Genomic DNA, 18,410 nt, shown 5'->3' on the forward strand with positions numbered 1-18,410 from the left:
CAGATAGCCCACGGAGGGGTTTGACGAAAAAATTCCGTCGGGCCTATCCGCGCGAGAGCGCAAGAGATGGTGTTCGTCGGCAAGGACCGGCAATGCGATACATCGTCGCTTCCTCCAGCCGGTGGGCTGCACGCTGGCATCGGACTGGGAGAAGGGCCAGGTTGAGAACCATGTCGGACAGGTGGGATGCCGAGATCGGCCCGGCTATCCTGGTCGCCAGCCCTTTGCCGGTCCTTACATCCCGCCACCCAACACCGCCGTAGCGCGGGCACGCAAAGCATCCTGCGAATAGGCCTGCAGCATATCCTGTCGCGCCTGCATTCCAATCCTCCTGCAGAGCGTTTCATCGCCCGCCAACACCAATGCTTGCGTCACCACCATCTCCGCTGAGGAAACAGTAAGCTTCAGCATATTCTCTCCATGCTTGCCGTAGTCCCGGATACCGCCGACGTCGGTCGCGATAATCGGAAGGCCGGCAAGCATCGCCTCGGCGACGACGATGCAGAACCCTTCCGTATCGGACAGGTTGATGAACACGTCACGATCACAGGCTAGCTCGGACCAGCGCGCGACATAGCCATGGAAATGCACGCGATCTCCAACGCCGAGCTCATCCGCCTTCCGTGAAAGCGCCTGCCGTTCCGGCCCATCGCCGTAAAGATCGAGGCTTGCAGAAACGCCGCGATCTTGGAGCATTCGGATGGCCTCGATCAGGCGGTCAAAGTTCTTTAGCGCGATAAGCCGTCCGGCAGCAGCAATGCGCAAGGGTGTGTGAAGCGCGTAATCGCGCTTGTGGCTGGAAGCCTCATCGGCGCAAAACAAAGGCACGATATGCGAGCGGCGCCTGCGCGGCAGGAAGTAGGCTTGCGTCTCTTGCAGCGTACTTTCGCAATCAGCCCAGATTTCGTCAACGCGCCAGGACAGGGCCTTGAGCACAGGGCCATAAATACCTGCGGCGCGCCGGGAGCGGTAGCGGGTAGTGTGTTCGAATGAAACGCAGTGCAGCCGAGGAGCAAACATCGCAACTAGCCGTCCCATGAGATTGGCCTGCTTGAGCGACAACGCAACCATATCCGGCCGCCACTCCCGGATGAGGCGCAACATTACAAAGAAGGTACCCACAAAGGTGCGCAAGGAAGGCTCTTCACTCTGCGACGTCAGGATAAGATTGTGCTCTCCGATCTTTGCGGCGATTTCATCGGCAAGAGCCCCGCGACCACGGCAAAAGGCGAGAATCTTCAGCTCGTGGCCGCTGAAAAATCCTGCTTGCAGCAAGGTGAGTAGCCCATGCTCGGCGCCACCGGGATCGAATCCGTTGATGAAGTAAAGAATTCGCATGTGATAGTGAAGCACTCCGATTCTCTTGCACCTTCGTATTTATTGTCGCAAGTAACTGCCCGATCTTGTGTGGAATTCTCCTGCGCTTGTGGTGAGGGCTCAGTGGTGGTGTCTGGAGACCTTTCAAGTCCTTACCCGCGTTAAGAGAGACTTGGCGACCGCGGAGAGCTCTGATTTCGCCTCCGTTATGGTCCTGTCGTCGCGGTACAGAATAGTCGCCTCGGAAAGATTCCAGGGCTGCCGCCTGAGTTGCTCGAACTCTCGCCATTCCGCCAGCATCTTTAAGAGCCGTCAGCAAAGTCTTTGCGCAAGGCGCGGTAGAACAATAGCTTGGCTGCACGGCGCACCTGCGGATCCATGCCCCTCGGCAGGGCGCAAAGAAAAAAGTAAACGTACACCCGCCATGACAATGGATCGTGCCACATCGCGCGAATGAGCAAGCGCGCTCCGCGTTTCTTTTCGCCTAGAGCCACGCAATCATTGCCCGCCTTTGCGTACAACCGCGCGTTGCGCCGACGCGCGAGGTGCGTAAGTTCCGGCCGTCGCATGGCCCATTCTCGCGTGAGGCGTTCGGCTATCGGCAGAAGCGCGTCGAGTCTTCGGGTTATGTTCGAGCCATGGCGCCGTTTATAGACGAGTGCTTCGGCCACATGTTGAAATGTCCAACGCTCGGCTGCGCGCATACAAAACTCTGTATCCTCTCCAGCCCCGAATGCCTCGTTGAATAACCCGATATCTTCGACCATCTCCCGCCGCATAACCATACTGGAAGGAACAATAGGCCCATCAAGCAGAAAATACGTCGGCAGCGTATCGCATTGGTCCGAGCGATAGCGGCGCACGGCGACGTGTAGAGCATCGGACAGATCCGGAGCGGAAAAATCGACAAAATCGCCATAGACAAGACCTGCCTTGCAGCCATTGCCAAAGACGGCTAATTGACGCTCAAGCTTGTCCTCGGCCCAGAAGTCATCGCCGTCGAGAATTGCAATAAGATCGCCAGCAGCATGTCTGATGGCAAGATTCCTCGCCGATGAAAGCCCGATACCCGCCGTCGTCAGGACATGTACGCGCGGCTCCCTGCGACCCAGCGATGCAATCACTTCCGATGAGCCGTCCTTCGAACCATCATTGACAATGATGATCTCTTTGATGTGGCTCGATGCGGTCTGATTAATCACGCTTTCTACTGCCTGCACGATGAAGCGTTCTTCATTGTGGCATGTCATGATAACCGAAACACTCATCTCGTGATTCCTGGCAAGGGGCTCCCGACAAATCGAGGATGTCTCACGCTCCTGGGGTGGCTCCTCCGCATCCTGTGCAATGATAGGCAAAGCCCGTGCCGCGTCAATTCAGGCAGGAGCGAGACAAGACTCAGCGTAACGAAAGCTCGTGTGCCGGAGGCTTCTGTTCCAACGTAAAGGGCGCAAGGAACAAGGAGCACGAGGGGCAGAAGCCGTACCTGGGCCGCTCCGATCAATCCGTGAGAAAGGGCCCAGCTTAGAGTACGGCTTAAGCGAAACCATGCAGCAATCCAGATGAGAACATAGAGGCTGAGCCCAATGATGCCGTTCTCGGTGAGGATACGTTGAAACTCGCCATGTATCCCAAGCCGCAACTCGTCAGGAAGTCCGCTGAAATCCGTATCGATAATATTCTTGAATTGGTTCGTACCCACGCCCATCAGTGGATGTTCGGAGATGAGTTGTCTGGACAGAGTGAAAGCAAACGCGCGCTGGACATTGCTCGGGGTGTCTCCAGGGGCATATTTCCCCGTCGCGGCCAGATATTCGTATTGCCCCATGCTCAGCGGATCGAGAATGGTCTGCATTTGCTTCTCGACATAAGCGTTATTCATCGTGGTCGACAGCACGAAAAGTGCCACGAAACCAGCGGCGATCGCCGGCACCATCGCCGCGAGCCGTCCGCGCATCAGAAGCGCGGCGGTCAGAAAGAGATAGATCAAAAGCGCCTTGCGTTCCCCAGATAGCACGAGCAGGGGAAGTATCCCCACCCATACAAACCAAAGGGTGCGCCGCTTGCCCCGGTTGACGAAGAGGAGGAGCCCTGCGAGCGCAATTGGAAGGAAGGTGAACGCGAGCCTCGGATCGAACAGATGCTTCCAACCGACCAAGTAGCCCTGGGCGACATGCCAGGTGATCGTATAGGCGAGGATCAGCACCATGCCGAAAAGCAAGATGTTGACGGCCTGGCGCGTGTCGACCCGGCTGGCCTCCTGTGCCAAGGCGAACGCAAAGGCGCCCACCGCGGACATCTGCAACAGCTCGCGCAGGCCATTCTCTGCGTCCACGCTGAAGGCCGAGACCATGTGCCAGCCCAAGAAGGGCAGGAGCAGTAGAAAACCGGCTGAAAAAGCCAACCTTCGCCAACGCCCCGTCGCCAGGCCAATCAAGAGCATCAGCAATGCGATCAGCTCGAACGGACGCAGCAATACAAGACCCGTCTCGAGCCTGATTGGCAGGAAGAGGCTCAGTACCGCGAATGTGAGAAGATAACACATCACAGCTCTTCCGCTGGGCGCGATCTTCTCTAGCATGTTCTCTTCCCCGGAAACAGAACTTATTGGATGTAACAATGCCAGCCCGCGGAGAAACACTTCACCCTGCTCCAGCCGACGACCTCATCGTTCCGCCCGCGGTGGCATCGCATATCAAAGAGGTTTCCGCCTGTTGGGTAAACTCACCCTCCTCGGCTGCGGGGAGGCTTACTGGTGGCAGAGCTCATCAGCAGTCCGACGAGAGTGATGACGCATCCTGGCGTCGCGCAGTCGATGCGTTCTAGCCGACGGTCTCGCTCTCCGGGGTCCAGGCTTCTGGCTGGTCGAGCACAGAGACCGCGCGAACATGGCAGCGAATCTTATGCCCGACATCCCGTGAGCTGAGCTCATAGCTTGTGGCGGTTTCGCCCACGATCGGAACGCCGTCACGATACCATAGACACTCTATTTGCGACGCAATAACGTTCGGTACGACGGTCAGCGCCTGGCCCGGTGAAGCCTGGCCAGAGAAGTCCGGCAATGCGCTGAAGCCCATCGGGACCCTAGCCAAATCCGTTTCCCTCTGCCGGACCCTTATATAGTCAATTACCATGTCATACGTCTGCGACGGGTTCGGTTGAGCGCGCCCCTTTTTTTCATCGTAGGCGAAATCCACAATGATGTATTTTTTTGCTGCGAGTTCCGGTGTCGTCGGAACGCGCGCCACTTCATAGCCGTCGATCACGAAATAAGTATAATCATCTTCGATCTGCGCATACCAAGTATGAAATTCGCCATCGTATACGTCGATCGTGGTGGGAAAACCACTTGATGGATCGACTTGATAGCCGGCGATTTTCCGGTGCACGCCACTTGGCGTGATATGTGGATCTGCATAGCCAAGTCTGGGTTTGTGCACGTGCTGGCTGATGTTGATATAGGCGCCATTGAGACCATCATATTCCCAAAAGTCCGTCTCAAGACGATTGCGCGTCCGCCAGAATAGATGCTCCTTCCCATACGCCCAGAAAGCAGGAAAAAATCCAGGGCGGGGCGCGAGTATCTTCGGCAGTCTGGCGCGGATCTCAAAAATCCCCTTTCCCCAACACCGCCCCTGGCCATTGTTGTTCACGGAAGAGAACGCACCTGTTCTCCAACGGCCCTTATGCAAGAGCCGGAGCGCCAGCGTGTGGCTGGTGGCGTCGTGCACATAGGAGGAGGGCGACGCCGAGATCGGCGGGGTAGCGGCGTCAACACCAACGGTCGTCAGATGGGTCGGCGCATACCAGATGCTGCTTTGCGCGCCTGTGAAATCATCGACAACCGAGTTGGATTCGAAGTCGTCAAAAAAAACCGTTGTGTAAGCGCGGATCGGGGGCGCCGCCTCACCACGATGAGCATATCGCTCATCGCCGATGGCTGCCCAGGACGACCACGAGGCTGAATCGAACGCATAACGTTCCGGTTTGTCGTTCGCATCCACAGCTGAAGGAGGGCTCTGGCGATAGGGATGATCGCCGGGCAGGGCGGATTGCCGGCCGACGCGCCACATGCCCCATCTCATTAGCCTGTCGATCTGGGAGTCATTTAGTTCGCTTTGTCCGATGATGACGCAGTCGATCGCGACATCTGCCCTCATCGGATTGTTCACATCGCCCATGAAGCTCTGCGATTTCATCCGATTGGGTGCCAATGCATAAATCGTCTGGCCGGCCGTCTTGATCCCATTCACCACAGCCTGCATCACGAATCCGCGGCGGTACCCGACCATGACATTCCAGTCGCCAAAATCCGTCGAGCATAGCCCTTCCTCGCTCTTGAGCTTGCCGTCATGGAGCCGCGAAACGAATGTGCCGGCCGAGGGCTTGAAACAGACCTGGGGCTGGCGATGCACCGGGCCACCCTTCGCGCCATTGACGCAAAGAACGGAAACGTTATTCGCGTCAGCGTTGACTGCCGAATTGCACCGGGCGATCACGAACCACCAGCGGTGAAGATACGGGGCATCGTTATCGGCGGGCCAAGTCAATGCCTGTTTCGTGCCCTTCTTGAAGAGAACGCCGCCGTTATTCGGAAGCTTTGTCGGGCGCAGGGAGGGCTCGGCTTGCATCGCAGCCACCGGCTTCACGCCGCCCGATTGCCACGAGGAGACTTCGCCTTCGGCCAGATCCTCCTGAAACCAGGATTTCACAATCATTTCCGGGAACAGACCAGGATGCCAGGAGTGAGCGTTCGGCTGCGAGCCTTGCGCCGGACCGGCGGCGCGAGCGTCCCGCCCCAAGCGACCGGATGCCGTCAGCACAAGGGCGGCGCATGCGGCCCGCGCCAGGTCCCGGCGAGAAAGTTGGTTGATCATTGTCGTGTGCCAATAATTGCTGGTTTCGGGATGTGACTTCTTAATATCGCGCTTCTCCTCACAAGCTCCGCAGCATATCATAGGTTTCGGTTTAGCCTTTCAACGACAGCCAGGGAAAGTGTGTCGCGCCTGATGCTATAACGGAGAAAGCAGATGCAGACCGCCGACAGGATCGATGCTTCGCCTCTCACTAGGCCGGGCAAGGCTCTTCCGCCCAATGCACTTCTATTGAATTGCTTTGGCCGAGGTGGGTCAAGCATTGTCTGGAATATCATCGGCAGTTCGCCGGATGTGTTGATGCCAAAGTACGAATGGCATGTGGGAGTGTTCGGACGTTTCCACAAGCTGCGCAAGGCTGCGTGCCATATTGGCGGGGCCGTCAACTGGGCATCTGTTCCCGTCTTTTGGCGGCATATGCGCGCAGCGACTGCCGAGACCGTCCTCCCTGGGGAGCGCAACGAAAAGGCCCAAGCACGCTACGTCGTTTTGAAGGTGATGGACTACTACATCGCATTCGACGACGTGATTGCGCGCGGCTTTATGGAAGCGCGGAACCTTGTGCTTACGCGGCATCCATTGCCGATGTGCGAAGGGCTGATACGCAGCGGTCTCAGCGAGGCGAGCGCGATCAAATGGTACAATGATGTGACTAGCCTGATGTTCAAAGCCTCGAGGAAGCGTGATGCGCTATCGCTTCGATTCGAGGATTTGATCCAATCACCGGATGCGTTTGTTAGAAGCCTTTACCACGCGCTCGGCATAGCGGCAGCGGAGGACGGAAAGATCAGGTTTAAGGTTAAATCATTTGGGACGGCGCGAAAGGCAAACGCAGACGCCGCAACTGGCGAAAAGCTGCGGATAAAATTGGACGAAGCATCCGATCACATCGCATCAGACGTCAACACCCGAGCGGTTGCCCGCCTCGATCGTTCAGCACGACAGCGGATTTGGGAAGGCACCCGCGCAACCGCGGAATTGTTCGATTATGGAGGTGATAATTTCTGACTTTGTGCGGTTAACGGCTTGGAGGAGCAGCCGTTCCGGTGAGAGAAAACGGCAATCGCCTCCTCGTCAAGGAGGCCAACCGTCTCAAGGCCGCCGACTGTGTCTCCAATCCCCGTACTTATATGATGTGATTGCGCATCCCAAATCGTCGGATGGGCAGTCGGAGAGGCGCCGAGTGTGCAGGGTATCGTTGGCTATGCAAATCTAATCCATTTCGTTTTCTTGGATGTTAGAGTCTGCAAGACTTCCGCACCATGTTTTCCGAAGAGTAGCGACGCTCTCAGATAGACAGTGACAACGGACAATGTACCTATAACGAGAAGTCCGGTCGCGAGCACAAGATAGTCGGGCGATCCGGCAAGCAGCATTTTGACCGCCGAGCCGGTGGCGTACACCACAGCGGCGAATGCGACAGGCGGCGCATGGACGAGCGCGAAATCCAGAGCTGATAATCCCGTCATCCGACAAGTCATCGCCGCATAGAGGAAGAAACTCGTCGCAATGGCGCCGGACACTGAAAAGGCCACTGCGTTCACGCCATAGGGCGCCGAGAAGAACGCGAATGAAGCGACAAGGGCCATGTAAATGATCTGCATGGAGGCCGTTCGGTAACTTTGGCCCGTCGCAAGCGTCACGGCTGCACACACTCTATAACCCACGCGGAAATAAATTGCTGCAGAGAATATGATAATGGGAGCGACGGCATCCGTCCATTTCTGGCCGAGGATTGTCAGAACAATCTCTTTTGCGAAACAACATAGAAATGCGCTAGTCGGTAGAGCAAGCGCCGCCGTCAAAGCATACCCCTTGAGCTGAGCGCTGCATAGCCTGGCCTTGTCGTGATGAACCTTCGACAGGAGCGGGAAAATCACGCTCTTGTTCAGATTGCCGAACAGACTTGCTGGCATAGCAATCAGATAATACGCTCGCGAGTAAATGCCCAGTTCTGCAGTGCCGATCAACCGCGCGACAATGACATTATCGATATATTTGGCGGTGACGGATGATATACCAGCCAGCGAATAGCCTAGGCTCTGTCTGCGGATATCTCGATAGGACTGCATGTCGAAACTGGGCCTCACGAGATAGTCCCTGGCGATGAAGAAATAGATGCTGGCTAGGATCAATGCCTCGGCCATATACGCGACCACCAAGGCCCAATAGCTGAGTCCAAAATAGGCGAGCGGAATGGCAAGCCCGACATGGGAAGCAATCCAAGCGACCAGACTCGCTGTGGAGGATATTCTGAATTTCAGGTGCCGCGACAAAATAGCCTCGGCTGTCAGATTGAACGCGTTCGCGACCATCATCACCGCAAGGAGGCGCGAAATGAGGACCAATTCCGGCACATGAAGGAAATCGGCAATCTGCGGTGCAAACACCCATTGAAGCAAGCCGAGAATGGCAGCGATTATCATGGACAAGAAAACTACGGTTCCGATATGGCGCTCGTCGACGTCCCGTCGCTGGACCAGGACTTGCGACATGCCGAGATTGGCAATGTTATTGCCGACGGCTGCGATGATTAGCGCAACGCCGGCAACGCCGTACTCCTGTGGGGAAAGCAGGCGCGCGAGAACGGCCGTGACCAGGACATTCAAAAAGGTTCGGGCCAGCAATGTGGCACCCGACCACGAGAGGCCGTTGGCTGCCCTTCGTGTCAGGTTTTTATATCCAGTTACCTCGTCCAAGTTGACCTGCTCCGGACTGTCCAATTGGACTGCCACGCTTCAGTGCATGCAAGCGTGCTGCAACCTCATGAGCTATTTTCTCGCCCAACGCCTCGCGGGGTGGATCCCTCAGGCGCTCACCGTTTTCTCCATCGCTTCATAACCTAAGTCATTATGGCAGCGGATACTGCCGTCCAGGGCACATTTTCCTGGCCACGAAGCTCAGCTTTTCGCGAAAGTCGACCGTCATGGCTAATTACTTGGCCTCTTTGCTGCGTTGTAGGCGATCAAGAATCTCGTTCAGCGCCGCTCTCCGGCATCAATAGTCGTCATTGCTTGGGCGGGCTTCGGGGTTGCTCCTTATTAACCTATCGCCTCACGACCTGGGTGGCAGTGTCCCAAAAGAGTGGCATACAACCTCATTTGCCGTGTTGCGACGCTTTCCATGCTGAATCGCGCAGTGACTGTTTGAACTGCGCGCCGCGCCATCTCATCGCGCTCGGCTTCCGATAGGCCGAGCGCGCGACGAAGGAGTCCGCAATACTCCACCTGCGAGCGAGCCAAGAAGCCGCTGCGCTCATGCTCCACAACGTCGGACGCACCGCTGACATCGGTGATGATAGGGACCACGCCGCAACTCATGGCCTCGAGCAGTGCGTTTGACATGCCTTCCGACGCCGAGGTGGAAAGATAGAAATCAGCCTCCCACAGAAAGGGAAACACATCTTCGACCGCCCCGGCGAATGTGACCTTGCCGGAAAGGCCCAACCGGGCCGCCTGTTCCTCGAGAGGGACGCGGCACTGGCCATCGCCCAGGATGGTGAGTTGCGCCTTTGCGTCGGCGGGAAGTGCCGCGAACGCATCGATCATGTGCTCGACACATTTTTCCGGATCGAGACGGCCAAGGCATATAAAGCGTCGGCTGCCATCGGCGCTCGGGTCGCGGTGCGGCTTGCGGGGCAGATCGATCCCATTCGGAACCCTATGAATGCGATCTGCGTCGATACCGTGTCTCTTCAGATCATTAGCGATTTGGCGGCTATTGGCCATGAAGGCCGTGACGTGACGTTTAATCAAGGCGGACGCCCAGCGACCGATGATCTTCTTTTCGCGCACAACGTCGAGATCGAAACACCGTCCGCCCCGGGCCAATTTTGCGAGAACCGGTTTGCGCAGGAGGGCTCCTGCCAATGCCGCCGGAACAGCGTGAAGTCGGGCATGGATGATATGTACGACATCGAATTCGTCGCGACGGCGCAGCATCCAGATCAAAACCTGGACACACCACGACAGGAACGACAGCATATGGCGCCCGCCCAAATACGGAGCCGCGCGCAAACGAAGGCGATGGATAGGGACCCCGTCGATGGCGGACCGTTTCGGGGTCGAGTGCGACAGTCTGGGTGCCAAAATGGTTGCGGAAACGCCGCTCTCAACCAGCGCCCGAGCAAATCGCCGCGCCTGTTGTTCGCCGCCGCCATATGACTCAGGAAAATAGGTTGGGAGCACGAGCAGAACACGTATGCTGGGAAGAGCTTCGGCTCGCGGGGTCTTCGTCGGATAAGCGGAGGCAACTTCTGCTTCAATCATATCAATCCGCCGGATAGCGTTCCTGGAGCCAAGGCGGCCACCAAGATTACAACCCCGTCCCATGTGTAAAAAGAAGATGCCTCTTTGGCATCTCACTGCCTTTCAGCGCATCGATCCCTTTGTCGTCCAGATCGACGCACTCCACCTCATCTCCGAAATCGGCAAAGTTTGCACCGCTAACCAATCCGGCAAGCTGCCCGATCACCGTCAAACCATAGGCTGCACCGTTCACCGCGGAAGCGCCACATTTCGGACAGGAGGTGTTGTTGACACTCCCTTGCTTGCCCGATGCTGGTCAAGAGCCTCCCGGTAAATGGCATCGGTCCGCTTGCCCACCAGCTTGACGTCCCAGTTCGAAAGATCCGTCGCCGCGGCGGCACCTTGGGCGAGGCAGGCCAGTCTTGCACGATCCTCCAGGAGGGCGGCAATGGCGTCGGCCATGGCTGCCAAATCATCCGGGGGTGTAATCACACCGTTGATACCAGGGCGGAGCACTTCGCGAAGACCTGGCAGATCGCAAGCGACGCAAGGCTTGCCACCGGCGAGATATTGCATGACCACGCGGGGCAATCCCTCCCGCATGGAACAGAGCAGGCAGAGATCCGCGAGCGCGATCAGCCGCTCGGGGTCGTCCCGATAACCGGTAAAGACCACTTGCCGCTCGAGCCCAAGCTGCTTGGCCCGCGATTCCACGGTCGAGCGAAGCGGCCCGTCGCCCGCGAGCACAAGCACCGCGTCGTGGAACCGGGCGGCGACTTTGTTGAAAGCGTCCAGAAATTCCGTGTGTCGCTTGCGTGGCTCGAAAGCCGCGATCATCAAGAGCACGGACGGGCGCGGCGCGTCCGGGGTCAAGCGCAACAAATTGCGCCAACCGTCGGGCGGACCGGCGTTGCGAAAACGATCGAGATCGAATCCGGATTGGACGACATAATGTCTGTCTGGATGTCCCACTCCTGCGCTCAAGCATAAGTCGCGGATGCCCTCGCTCACACTGATGAACGCGCTGGTGATCGGCGCTGCCAGCCTTTCCAAGGCGAGATAAGCAAACCGCTCGGCGACGCCGACATTGACAAAAGGCACGATATGCACGCCATGAACGATCGCTGGAACGCCCGCCGCCCATGCGGCGAGACGCCCGAGAATGCCTGCCTTGCTGGTATGCGTATGCACGATGTCGGCATTCAAGGCGCGGAATCTCCGGGTGAGCGCCAACAATGCCCTCAGGTCGGAGACAGGCGAAATGGAGCGAGTCAGGCCCGGGACGCCAATGAGTTCCACCCGCGGGTCCACTTTAGCTATGATTTCCGGCTGGACCGTCTCGCCATGCAGCAGGACAACATCATGCCCCCTTTGCGCGGCCCAATTGCAGGAATGGACAGTATTCTCATCAGCACCGCCATTGATGAGACGGGTGATGACATGAGCGATACGCAGTCGACGCGCCAACTCAATCTTGCCTTCCGCACCCTGTACTTTCATGTCGCCGCACCGATCGCGCTGAATTTATCCGTTGGGTGCGTTCCCACGCCCAGCCGCGCTTTTGGTCCATGTGTCCCGATATCGGCGCTACTGCATTGGAGTGACATGCCACGACCCGGTGGGTGCATGCCGTATGGAGATGAACCCCGAGTCCTAAGTGTGCCCTTCCTTCTTGGGCCAGCACTTGCAGTCCGTAAGGAGGGTTATTCCAACGGCTTCCAGTCGATCAAATCTAACTTGTTGGATTTAAACGTCTCAGAGAACTGCCGCTGTTACCCCGGGCACAGCGGAGTGATTTTTTGTGGTATACCTTGTACCAATACTTCTGCCCTATCGCGTGTGCGCGAAATTCGGATCGGAACCAGACTCGTTCAAAAAAGTAGTCGCTCCCCGTTCGCGCATAAGCCCGAGCGCCGAGCACTTCAGAGGAGCGCAGCATGACGCCGGTTCTCCGGGTCGGGATATTTGGCTTTTACAGCTATCAGAATCTCGGCGACAATGTCATGGCCTATCTTTTTTCGAAGTGTGTAAAAGATGATGGGCATGATCCAATAGTTTATGCGAAGCGGCGCTCCGACAAAATGGATTGGGGCTTTAAGATATGCTCTGATGTCAAAGAATTTGTCGAGTCAGTAGATGTAGTTATATTTGGAGGAGGCGGCTTACTTATACCGAGGCAGCAACCTTCCGAAGTTGTGCAGGATTTCAACGATGATCTTGGACTTATTCTAGAATACACTAAAGAAAAATCTATGAAGCTATTTGCATTTTCCATAGGAGGCGCAGGAAAAGACATCGATGAAATTGTACCCGTTGCACGCCAAGAACTTATAAGGCGCCTAAACTATGTAACACTGAGAAATCGCGAGGATCTAAAACTCCTTGCACAAGCGAACACCGAAGGCGAGTTCTTGGATGACGTCGTATGGACGACCTCCCGCAGAATTTCTGGAAGTAGGTATGACAAAGGGCGCTCGCGTCTACGTGTGGGGCTCAATATCTACCTTGGTTCGTCCCGTCGGTCTCGGTTGGCGAAACGCATACTGCAGATTGTAACACGAATTCGCAAAGATATTGATTTCATTTTCTATGAAATCAATCCAAAAAAAGATGGGCATTTCGGAGCATTTTGCGCCAACCTGACACAAGATAATTGCAGCAGCAAAATTTTAACTGACGTGGAAGATGCATGTGGCGAGGCGTCTTCGCTTGATCTGCTGATTACCACTCGACTGCACTTTGGCGTAATTGCAATGAGCTACGGCGTGCCATGTATTGCATATTCGGGAGCGGAGAAAACAAAACTCTTGTACAAGCGTATCAACCGATCCTCTTTTTTCTGGAGAATCGGGGATATTCACAAGCTGCTTTTTCTGTTTCTATTTCCAGGCGCCATACAAAAGATCGTACGCGACGGTAGCGAGATTATTAACCCCGTGATTGTAGAAAATGCGATGCAACACTACACACGACTGTCACGGTCGCTTGAAGGGGTACTCGGAGCTTCTTCCCGGTCGGTGCATCATCTGCAATAAGGCTCTTTGCCTCGATCGCATCGATCATGTTGCTCGGATCGAGGCGGCCAAGGCAGATAGAGCTGGGGCAGATCGATCCCATTCGGAATCGGCTTCCAATCTTAGAGACGGGGTCGCTGTTACCCCGGGCACAGCGGAGCGATTTATTTCTGATACGCTTATGTACTGGTACTTCTGCGTTTGCGCGGAACCGGACTCGTTGCGCGGCGAAGGTCCAACGGATCGCCAGTTTAAACGATCGTAGCGCTGTGACTACACGATCAGCTTTGGCGAGGAAGGACAAAAATGGACGTCATCTCATATCTTAGAGCAACCCAGGAGCGGACCCAATCGTGCGGTGAGGCGGCCATTGCAGCCCTGCAATTGGTTCGGCTGTACGACGCAGCGGCTGCGCGACCGAATGGCACATTTCTAGAACTTGGGACGGATCGGGGGCAGGCCACTAAAATGATTCTTGCTGCCTGCGAGAAGAACGGCGGGAACCTGGTCTCGGTCGATATCCGAGATTGCTCAAGTGCGGCAGTTAGCTGTCGCTGGACCTTTGTTCAGGCAGACTCCACAGATCGCAAGACCATCCTAAACAAAGCGCCCATTCTGCAGGATGGAATCGATTTAGTCTATGTCGATAGTCTGCACACGCCAGAACACGTGTTGAATGAAGTGTATACGTGGTTCAGCCTGGTTCGAAAAGGAGGCACAATCTGCTTCGATGACATTGATCCGAACCCGTATATGCGAGGGCGAAGGAAGGACAATCCCCAAATTGAGATTGCTAACCGAAGGATTTTTTATGTAGTTCAGAGCATTTTCTACGACAACTTAGACCAGCTTCAGATGACGGTAGACTTCGGTAGTACCGGCCTTGCGATACTAAGGAAAACATCTGAGATTGGATCGGAACTCAAGCCGTTCAACCATTTGCCTGCAGAACGCAATAGTACGTTTCTGGCGAAGCTCAGCGTGCGGTTTGGAGAAAGATACTACGCGCACAAAGGCGATGGATCGGACTTTTTGATAGCGTGAAGTGTACCCGGATGCCGTGAGGTATTTTGATCCTGAGCACTCCATTTCTCCTTGGCGTTCATGACGCAGCTCATCATTATTGTCGGTATACGAAGTATGGCCCGAAAATGGCTGCTTAACGATCGACGAATGTGCCGAGCTTGCTGGCTTTGGGAATGAGGTCATGATCGCGATACAGCTCGGAGCTTCCTGTCCAGAGGTCAAGCAGATCCAACAGAGCCCGCGCATGGGTGGCGGACGCCCCGCTGATGCCCCGACGGCTAAAAACGCGCGCGGCGTTCCTGTGGCGCTGTGAGCCTTTGGCTCAAAAGACAGACTAAAGACAGATTCCAGCGTTTCTCGGACAGGCGGTTCAAGATCGACAGGGCTCGCTTGGTCTCGATTGGCTCGCATCGGCGAAACGATGAAGAAAATTCCTGTGCGGATGCATCAGACTCGCATGCCCGTTCGCCAAAGGGAATCCATGCAACGATCCTCAAGGAAGAGAGGCTGGTTGCAGCGCGTTGACATGCCTTCCGACACCGGAGTCGAAAGATAAAACTAAGCCTCCAGCAGAAGGGAAAGACATCTTCGACCGCGCCGGCGAATGTGACCCTGCTGGAAAGGCCCAACCGGGCTGCCTGTTCCTCGAAAGTGGCGCGGCATTGGCATCGCCCAGGACGGTGAGTTGCGCCTTTGCCTCGGCGGGAAGTGCCGCGAACTCGGCGAAACGTGCTCGAGCGTTCCCGATTAAGATAGCCACGGCAGATAGGGCGTCGGCGGCCATCGGCGTTCGGCTCGCGGCGCGGCTTGTGGGCAGATCGACCCCATTCGGAATCGGCTTCCAATTTGGAAGCGGGTCGCTGTTACCCCGGGCACAGCGGAGCGATTTGTTTCTGATACACTTGGGTACTTCTGCGTTTGCGCGGAACCGGACTCGTTCAAAGAAGTCAAGGCAACGCTCCAAGGACCGGGCGCTTTGCCCGTCAGGGATGAGAGCCATGGGAGGGGGACCAGCAGCTTGCGGATCTTTCGCGTGCCCCAAAGCGACTTCCTGTCGATGTCCGCCGGCAGCTGATTGAGGCGCGCGACCGTGCATTCGATCAAGACATTGTCTCTTCCCTGGTCGGCGGATCCTACGGGGACCGAGTCGAGAAGCATCCTGGCTTGGTCCGCCATAGCCGGCGAGCTGGCCCTCTTCATCGCGCTGGTCTATCTCCTCAGGCTCGAGACTACTGCGCTAGTCCGCGTCCTGCTCGTTGCCCTCGCCGGCTGGTGCGTGCACTACTTCCTGCCGCAGCGTTACCGGCTGCCGTTTTTCGTGCTGCTCTCGTTCGCGGCTATCGCCGCAGTTTTCGCGAACGTGGGGCCCAATTGGCACCACTGGAGATTTGAGGGCCTCATCGATGCCGCCTGGATCGTCGCCATTGGGCTCGTACTGATCGGAATTGTCCACCTACCGATCGCTTTTGGATGGAGAGTGCTGGCGCTGGTTGGCGCCGGCTGCGGGCTCGCCGCCGCACGAATGGACTGGATTGCGATCCCCTGGACGCGCGCCGTCTGGCCCGTGCTCGCTTCAATGTTCATGTTCCGTCTCATTGTCTATGCGTACGAAATGCGGCGTGACCAGAGGATGGCGACGGTTTCGGAACGTCTCGCGTATTTTTTCATGTTGCCGAACGTGTGCTTCCCGCTCTTTCCGGTCGTAGATTTTAGAACTTTCCGTAGCAGCTACTACAATGCTGACCGGCATTATATTTATCAAACAGGTGTTCAGTGGATGTTTCGCGGCGCTATCCATTTAATATGCTACCGTATCGTGTACCAGCGGTTTGTGATCGATGCTGCGGACGTACACAATCAGATTGAGCTTTTGCAATTTGTCATATGGCCGTTTTTACTTTATCTGAAGGTTTCAGGTACTTTTCACATAATCACGGGGATTTTGCATTTATTTGGATTCAACCTTCCAGAAACCCACAATCTGTACTTTCTCTCCTCAAGTTTCACAGATTTCTGGCGTCGAATAAACATATACTGGAAGGATTTCATAATGAAAATTGTATACTACCCGTTGTATTTTCGTTTTCGACGCTGGGGAGAGAGCGTAGCGCTGGTCAGCGCGACCCTCCTCGCGTTCCTCGCGACTTGGCTGCTGCACAACTATCAGTGGTTCTGGTTACGTGGCACCTGGGTGTTCACCTGGAACGACTTCCTCTTCTGGATGATCCTGGCCGTGCTTGTGACGATCAACGCCCACTATGAAATGCGGCACGGTCGCACGCGGCGCCTGCGTGGCGGGGCACTAAGCTGGAACGGTGCGCTGCAAACTGCGAGCCGGACCATTGGGGTATTCGTCGTCATCTGCCTCCTTTGGTCGTTTTGGAGCGCGAGCTCGGTCCCGCAATGGTTGTCGGTCTTCGATACTGTGGGCGTGGAAGCCCCTGGCAAAATGACGCCCGCCCTCGTACTGGTCGCGGTGGCAGCTATCATTGGCATTCCTGCGCTTGCGCTCGCGCGCGGCGGCGCCGACCGCCAGTACAGTTTCCGACGGTCGGTTGCGTCGGTCGGTGTATGCGGGTTGATCGCGGTTTGTATCTCGCTCCCGGTGGTTCACGATCGCCTCGGGGAGACGGTCAGTACCGCAATGGCCGACATTAGAGCGCCGAATCTCAATAGCCGCGACAACGCGAACCTGGAGCGCGGCTACTACGAGAACCTCGTCAATGTCGGCGCATTTAACCCAGAACTCTGGATTGTCTATGGCCAACGACGACACGACGGTTGGGGCAATTTGGACAAGACGCCGCTGAGCGAGTTCACGGGTGCGCTTCCCACGACCTATCTGCGACCACTCTCCCAAGCAGACTTTAAGGGAACGCGGGTCCACATCAACCGCTGGGGCATGCGAGATCAGGACTACGAAAAGATTCCTGCTCCCGGCACCTCACGAATCGCAATGGTCGGCTCTTCGCATGTCTTCGGCGAGGGCGTCGCAGATGACGAGACTTTCGAGGGCCTGTTGGAGCGACGGCTGAATGCGCAGGCAGCCGACAGCGGGTATCGACACTACGAGGTGCTGAACTTTGCCGTTGGGGGTTATCTTCCTCTGGACATTCTGGCCATCATCGAGGATCGAGTGCTCGCATTCAAACCAAAGTACATCTTTTACTTCGAGCACAGCGCGCTTGTTCGACGAACGCTAAAGCGTCTCGGGAAAGCAATCCAGAATGGCTCCGCATTTCGCTACGACTTCGTGCGCGACATTGTACGCGAGAGCGGGATCGATCCCCGTGCCGACCTCGAGGTACTTCAAAGAAAGCTCACGCCCTACGGAGACAGAGTTCTGCGTGCGATCTATTCTCGAATCGTGGAAGCTGCGAAGCGAGAAGGGGTCGGGGTCTTTTGGATTTATCTACCCAGACCAGACGAGAGGACCAGTACCGAGCTGGAGAAGCGCCTCGCTGCCGAGGCTGGCTTTAACGTTCTCGATCTTTCCGGTGTGTATGACGGGTATGACTGGCGGACGCTTCTTGTAGCACCTTGGGACGATCACCCCAACGCCGCCGGCCATCGGCTCGTCGCCGACAAGCTTTACGAAGTGCTGCAGCAACACCAGGATTTGGTTCCCCTGAACCTTGCGGTTGCTCCACAAGAGGAGGAACAATGAACGCGATCCAGATCAGGACGATGGCCAAGGATTTCATATTGAAGGAATTTCTGCCCGGTGAAAGGCCAGAGAATCTGACGGATTCAACGGAGCTGATAACTGACGGCATTCTCGACTCGTTGGCGACGCTTAAGCTCGTTGCCTACCTGGAAAAATCCTGCGGTATCGAAATCGCCCCTGACGAACTCGTGCCGGAGAACCTGAACTCCATCACCCAAATTGCCAATTTCGTCCAGTCGAAGCAGGCGTCCACATAGAGCTCGCC

At 56.3% G+C, this 18,410-nt stretch carries 13 protein-coding genes; 5 read left to right on the forward strand and 8 right to left on the reverse strand.

What is annotated here, in order from left to right; translation table 11 throughout:
- Window positions 1-234 precede the first annotated feature (234 nt).
- The 4 genes from ACWUKX_RS06940 to ACWUKX_RS06955 form a co-directional block, all read right to left on the reverse strand.
- On the reverse strand, window positions 235-1,338 hold the full coding sequence (locus ACWUKX_RS06940; protein WP_456005175.1) for a glycosyltransferase: 1,104 nt from the start codon (window positions 1,336-1,338) through the stop codon (window positions 235-237).
- 281 nt (window positions 1,339-1,619) lie between these two features.
- Window positions 1,620-2,585, reverse strand: a complete 966-nt coding sequence (locus ACWUKX_RS06945; RefSeq protein WP_456005177.1) for a glycosyltransferase family 2 protein — start codon at window positions 2,583-2,585, stop codon at window positions 1,620-1,622.
- A complete protein-coding gene (locus ACWUKX_RS06950; RefSeq protein WP_456005180.1) occupies window positions 2,582-3,898 on the reverse strand; it encodes an O-antigen ligase family protein in 1,317 nt (438 codons plus the stop codon). The genes ACWUKX_RS06945 and ACWUKX_RS06950 overlap by 4 nt, the downstream gene beginning before the upstream one ends.
- A 241-nt stretch (window positions 3,899-4,139) precedes the next feature.
- On the reverse strand, window positions 4,140-6,194 hold the full coding sequence (locus ACWUKX_RS06955) for a hypothetical protein (RefSeq protein ID WP_456005182.1): 2,055 nt from the start codon (window positions 6,192-6,194) through the stop codon (window positions 4,140-4,142).
- Between the two features lie 153 nt (window positions 6,195-6,347).
- On the opposite strand from ACWUKX_RS06955, the gene ACWUKX_RS06960 reads away from it, so the two are divergent.
- Window positions 6,348-7,199, forward strand: a complete 852-nt coding sequence (locus tag ACWUKX_RS06960) for a sulfotransferase (protein ID WP_456005184.1) — start codon at window positions 6,348-6,350, stop codon at window positions 7,197-7,199.
- A gap of 194 nt (window positions 7,200-7,393) precedes the next feature.
- On the opposite strand, the gene ACWUKX_RS06965 is transcribed toward ACWUKX_RS06960, so the two are convergent.
- The 4 genes from ACWUKX_RS06965 to ACWUKX_RS06980 form a co-directional block, all read right to left on the reverse strand.
- The gene (locus ACWUKX_RS06965) at window positions 7,394-8,890 is read right to left on the reverse strand and encodes a lipopolysaccharide biosynthesis protein (protein WP_456005186.1); all 1,497 of its coding nucleotides are present in this window, start codon (window positions 8,888-8,890) and stop codon (window positions 7,394-7,396) included.
- 342 nt (window positions 8,891-9,232) lie between these two features.
- Window positions 9,233-10,459: a glycosyltransferase gene (locus ACWUKX_RS06970; protein WP_456005188.1), complete on the reverse strand. Its 1,227-nt coding sequence runs from the start codon at window positions 10,457-10,459 to the stop codon at window positions 9,233-9,235.
- Window positions 10,460-10,505: 46 nt separating this feature from the next.
- Complete coding sequence (locus tag ACWUKX_RS06975) at window positions 10,506-10,691, reverse strand: hypothetical protein (RefSeq protein ID WP_456005190.1); 186 nt, start codon at window positions 10,689-10,691, stop codon at window positions 10,506-10,508.
- Complete coding sequence (locus tag ACWUKX_RS06980; RefSeq protein ID WP_456005193.1) at window positions 10,688-11,938, reverse strand: glycosyltransferase; 1,251 nt, start codon at window positions 11,936-11,938, stop codon at window positions 10,688-10,690. The genes ACWUKX_RS06975 and ACWUKX_RS06980 overlap by 4 nt, the downstream gene beginning before the upstream one ends.
- A gap of 437 nt (window positions 11,939-12,375) precedes the next feature.
- On the opposite strand from ACWUKX_RS06980, the gene ACWUKX_RS06985 reads away from it, so the two are divergent.
- From ACWUKX_RS06985 to ACWUKX_RS07000, 4 genes are all read left to right on the forward strand, one after another.
- Window positions 12,376-13,473 carry a polysaccharide pyruvyl transferase family protein gene (locus tag ACWUKX_RS06985; RefSeq protein WP_456005196.1) on the forward strand — a complete coding sequence of 366 codons (1,098 nt, stop codon included), beginning with the start codon at window positions 12,376-12,378 and terminating at the stop codon, window positions 13,471-13,473.
- Window positions 13,474-13,758: 285 nt separating this feature from the next.
- The gene (locus ACWUKX_RS06990) at window positions 13,759-14,496 is read left to right on the forward strand and encodes a class I SAM-dependent methyltransferase (RefSeq protein ID WP_456005198.1); all 738 of its coding nucleotides are present in this window, start codon (window positions 13,759-13,761) and stop codon (window positions 14,494-14,496) included.
- Window positions 14,497-15,568: 1,072 nt separating this feature from the next.
- The gene (locus tag ACWUKX_RS06995; RefSeq protein ID WP_456005201.1) at window positions 15,569-18,145 is read left to right on the forward strand and encodes a hypothetical protein; all 2,577 of its coding nucleotides are present in this window, start codon (window positions 15,569-15,571) and stop codon (window positions 18,143-18,145) included.
- Window positions 18,142-18,402, forward strand: coding sequence for an acyl carrier protein (locus ACWUKX_RS07000; RefSeq protein ID WP_206523335.1), 261 nt, complete (start codon window positions 18,142-18,144; stop codon window positions 18,400-18,402). The genes ACWUKX_RS06995 and ACWUKX_RS07000 overlap by 4 nt, the downstream gene beginning before the upstream one ends.
- Window positions 18,403-18,410 lie beyond the last annotated feature (8 nt).

This window comes from Mesorhizobium sp. f-mel, assembly GCF_053850215.1.

Coding starts and splice junctions, on each gene's coding strand:
- ACWUKX_RS06950 (WP_456005180.1), bottom strand. CDS start 3,898: ATGCTAGAGAAGATCGCGCCCAGCGGAAGAGCTGTGATGTGTTATCTT.
- ACWUKX_RS06985 (WP_456005196.1), top strand. CDS start 12,376: ATGACGCCGGTTCTCCGGGTCGGGATATTTGGCTTTTACAGCTATCAG.
- ACWUKX_RS06960 (WP_456005184.1), top strand. CDS start 6,348: ATGCAGACCGCCGACAGGATCGATGCTTCGCCTCTCACTAGGCCGGGC.
- ACWUKX_RS06945 (WP_456005177.1), bottom strand. CDS start 2,585: ATGAGTGTTTCGGTTATCATGACATGCCACAATGAAGAACGCTTCATC.
- ACWUKX_RS06940 (WP_456005175.1), bottom strand. CDS start 1,338: ATGCGAATTCTTTACTTCATCAACGGATTCGATCCCGGTGGCGCCGAG.
- ACWUKX_RS06980 (WP_456005193.1), bottom strand. CDS start 11,938: ATGAAAGTACAGGGTGCGGAAGGCAAGATTGAGTTGGCGCGTCGACTG.
- ACWUKX_RS07000 (WP_206523335.1), top strand. CDS start 18,142: ATGAACGCGATCCAGATCAGGACGATGGCCAAGGATTTCATATTGAAG.
- ACWUKX_RS06970 (WP_456005188.1), bottom strand. CDS start 10,459: ATGATTGAAGCAGAAGTTGCCTCCGCTTATCCGACGAAGACCCCGCGA.
- ACWUKX_RS06990 (WP_456005198.1), top strand. CDS start 13,759: ATGGACGTCATCTCATATCTTAGAGCAACCCAGGAGCGGACCCAATCG.
- ACWUKX_RS06955 (WP_456005182.1), bottom strand. CDS start 6,194: ATGATCAACCAACTTTCTCGCCGGGACCTGGCGCGGGCCGCATGCGCC.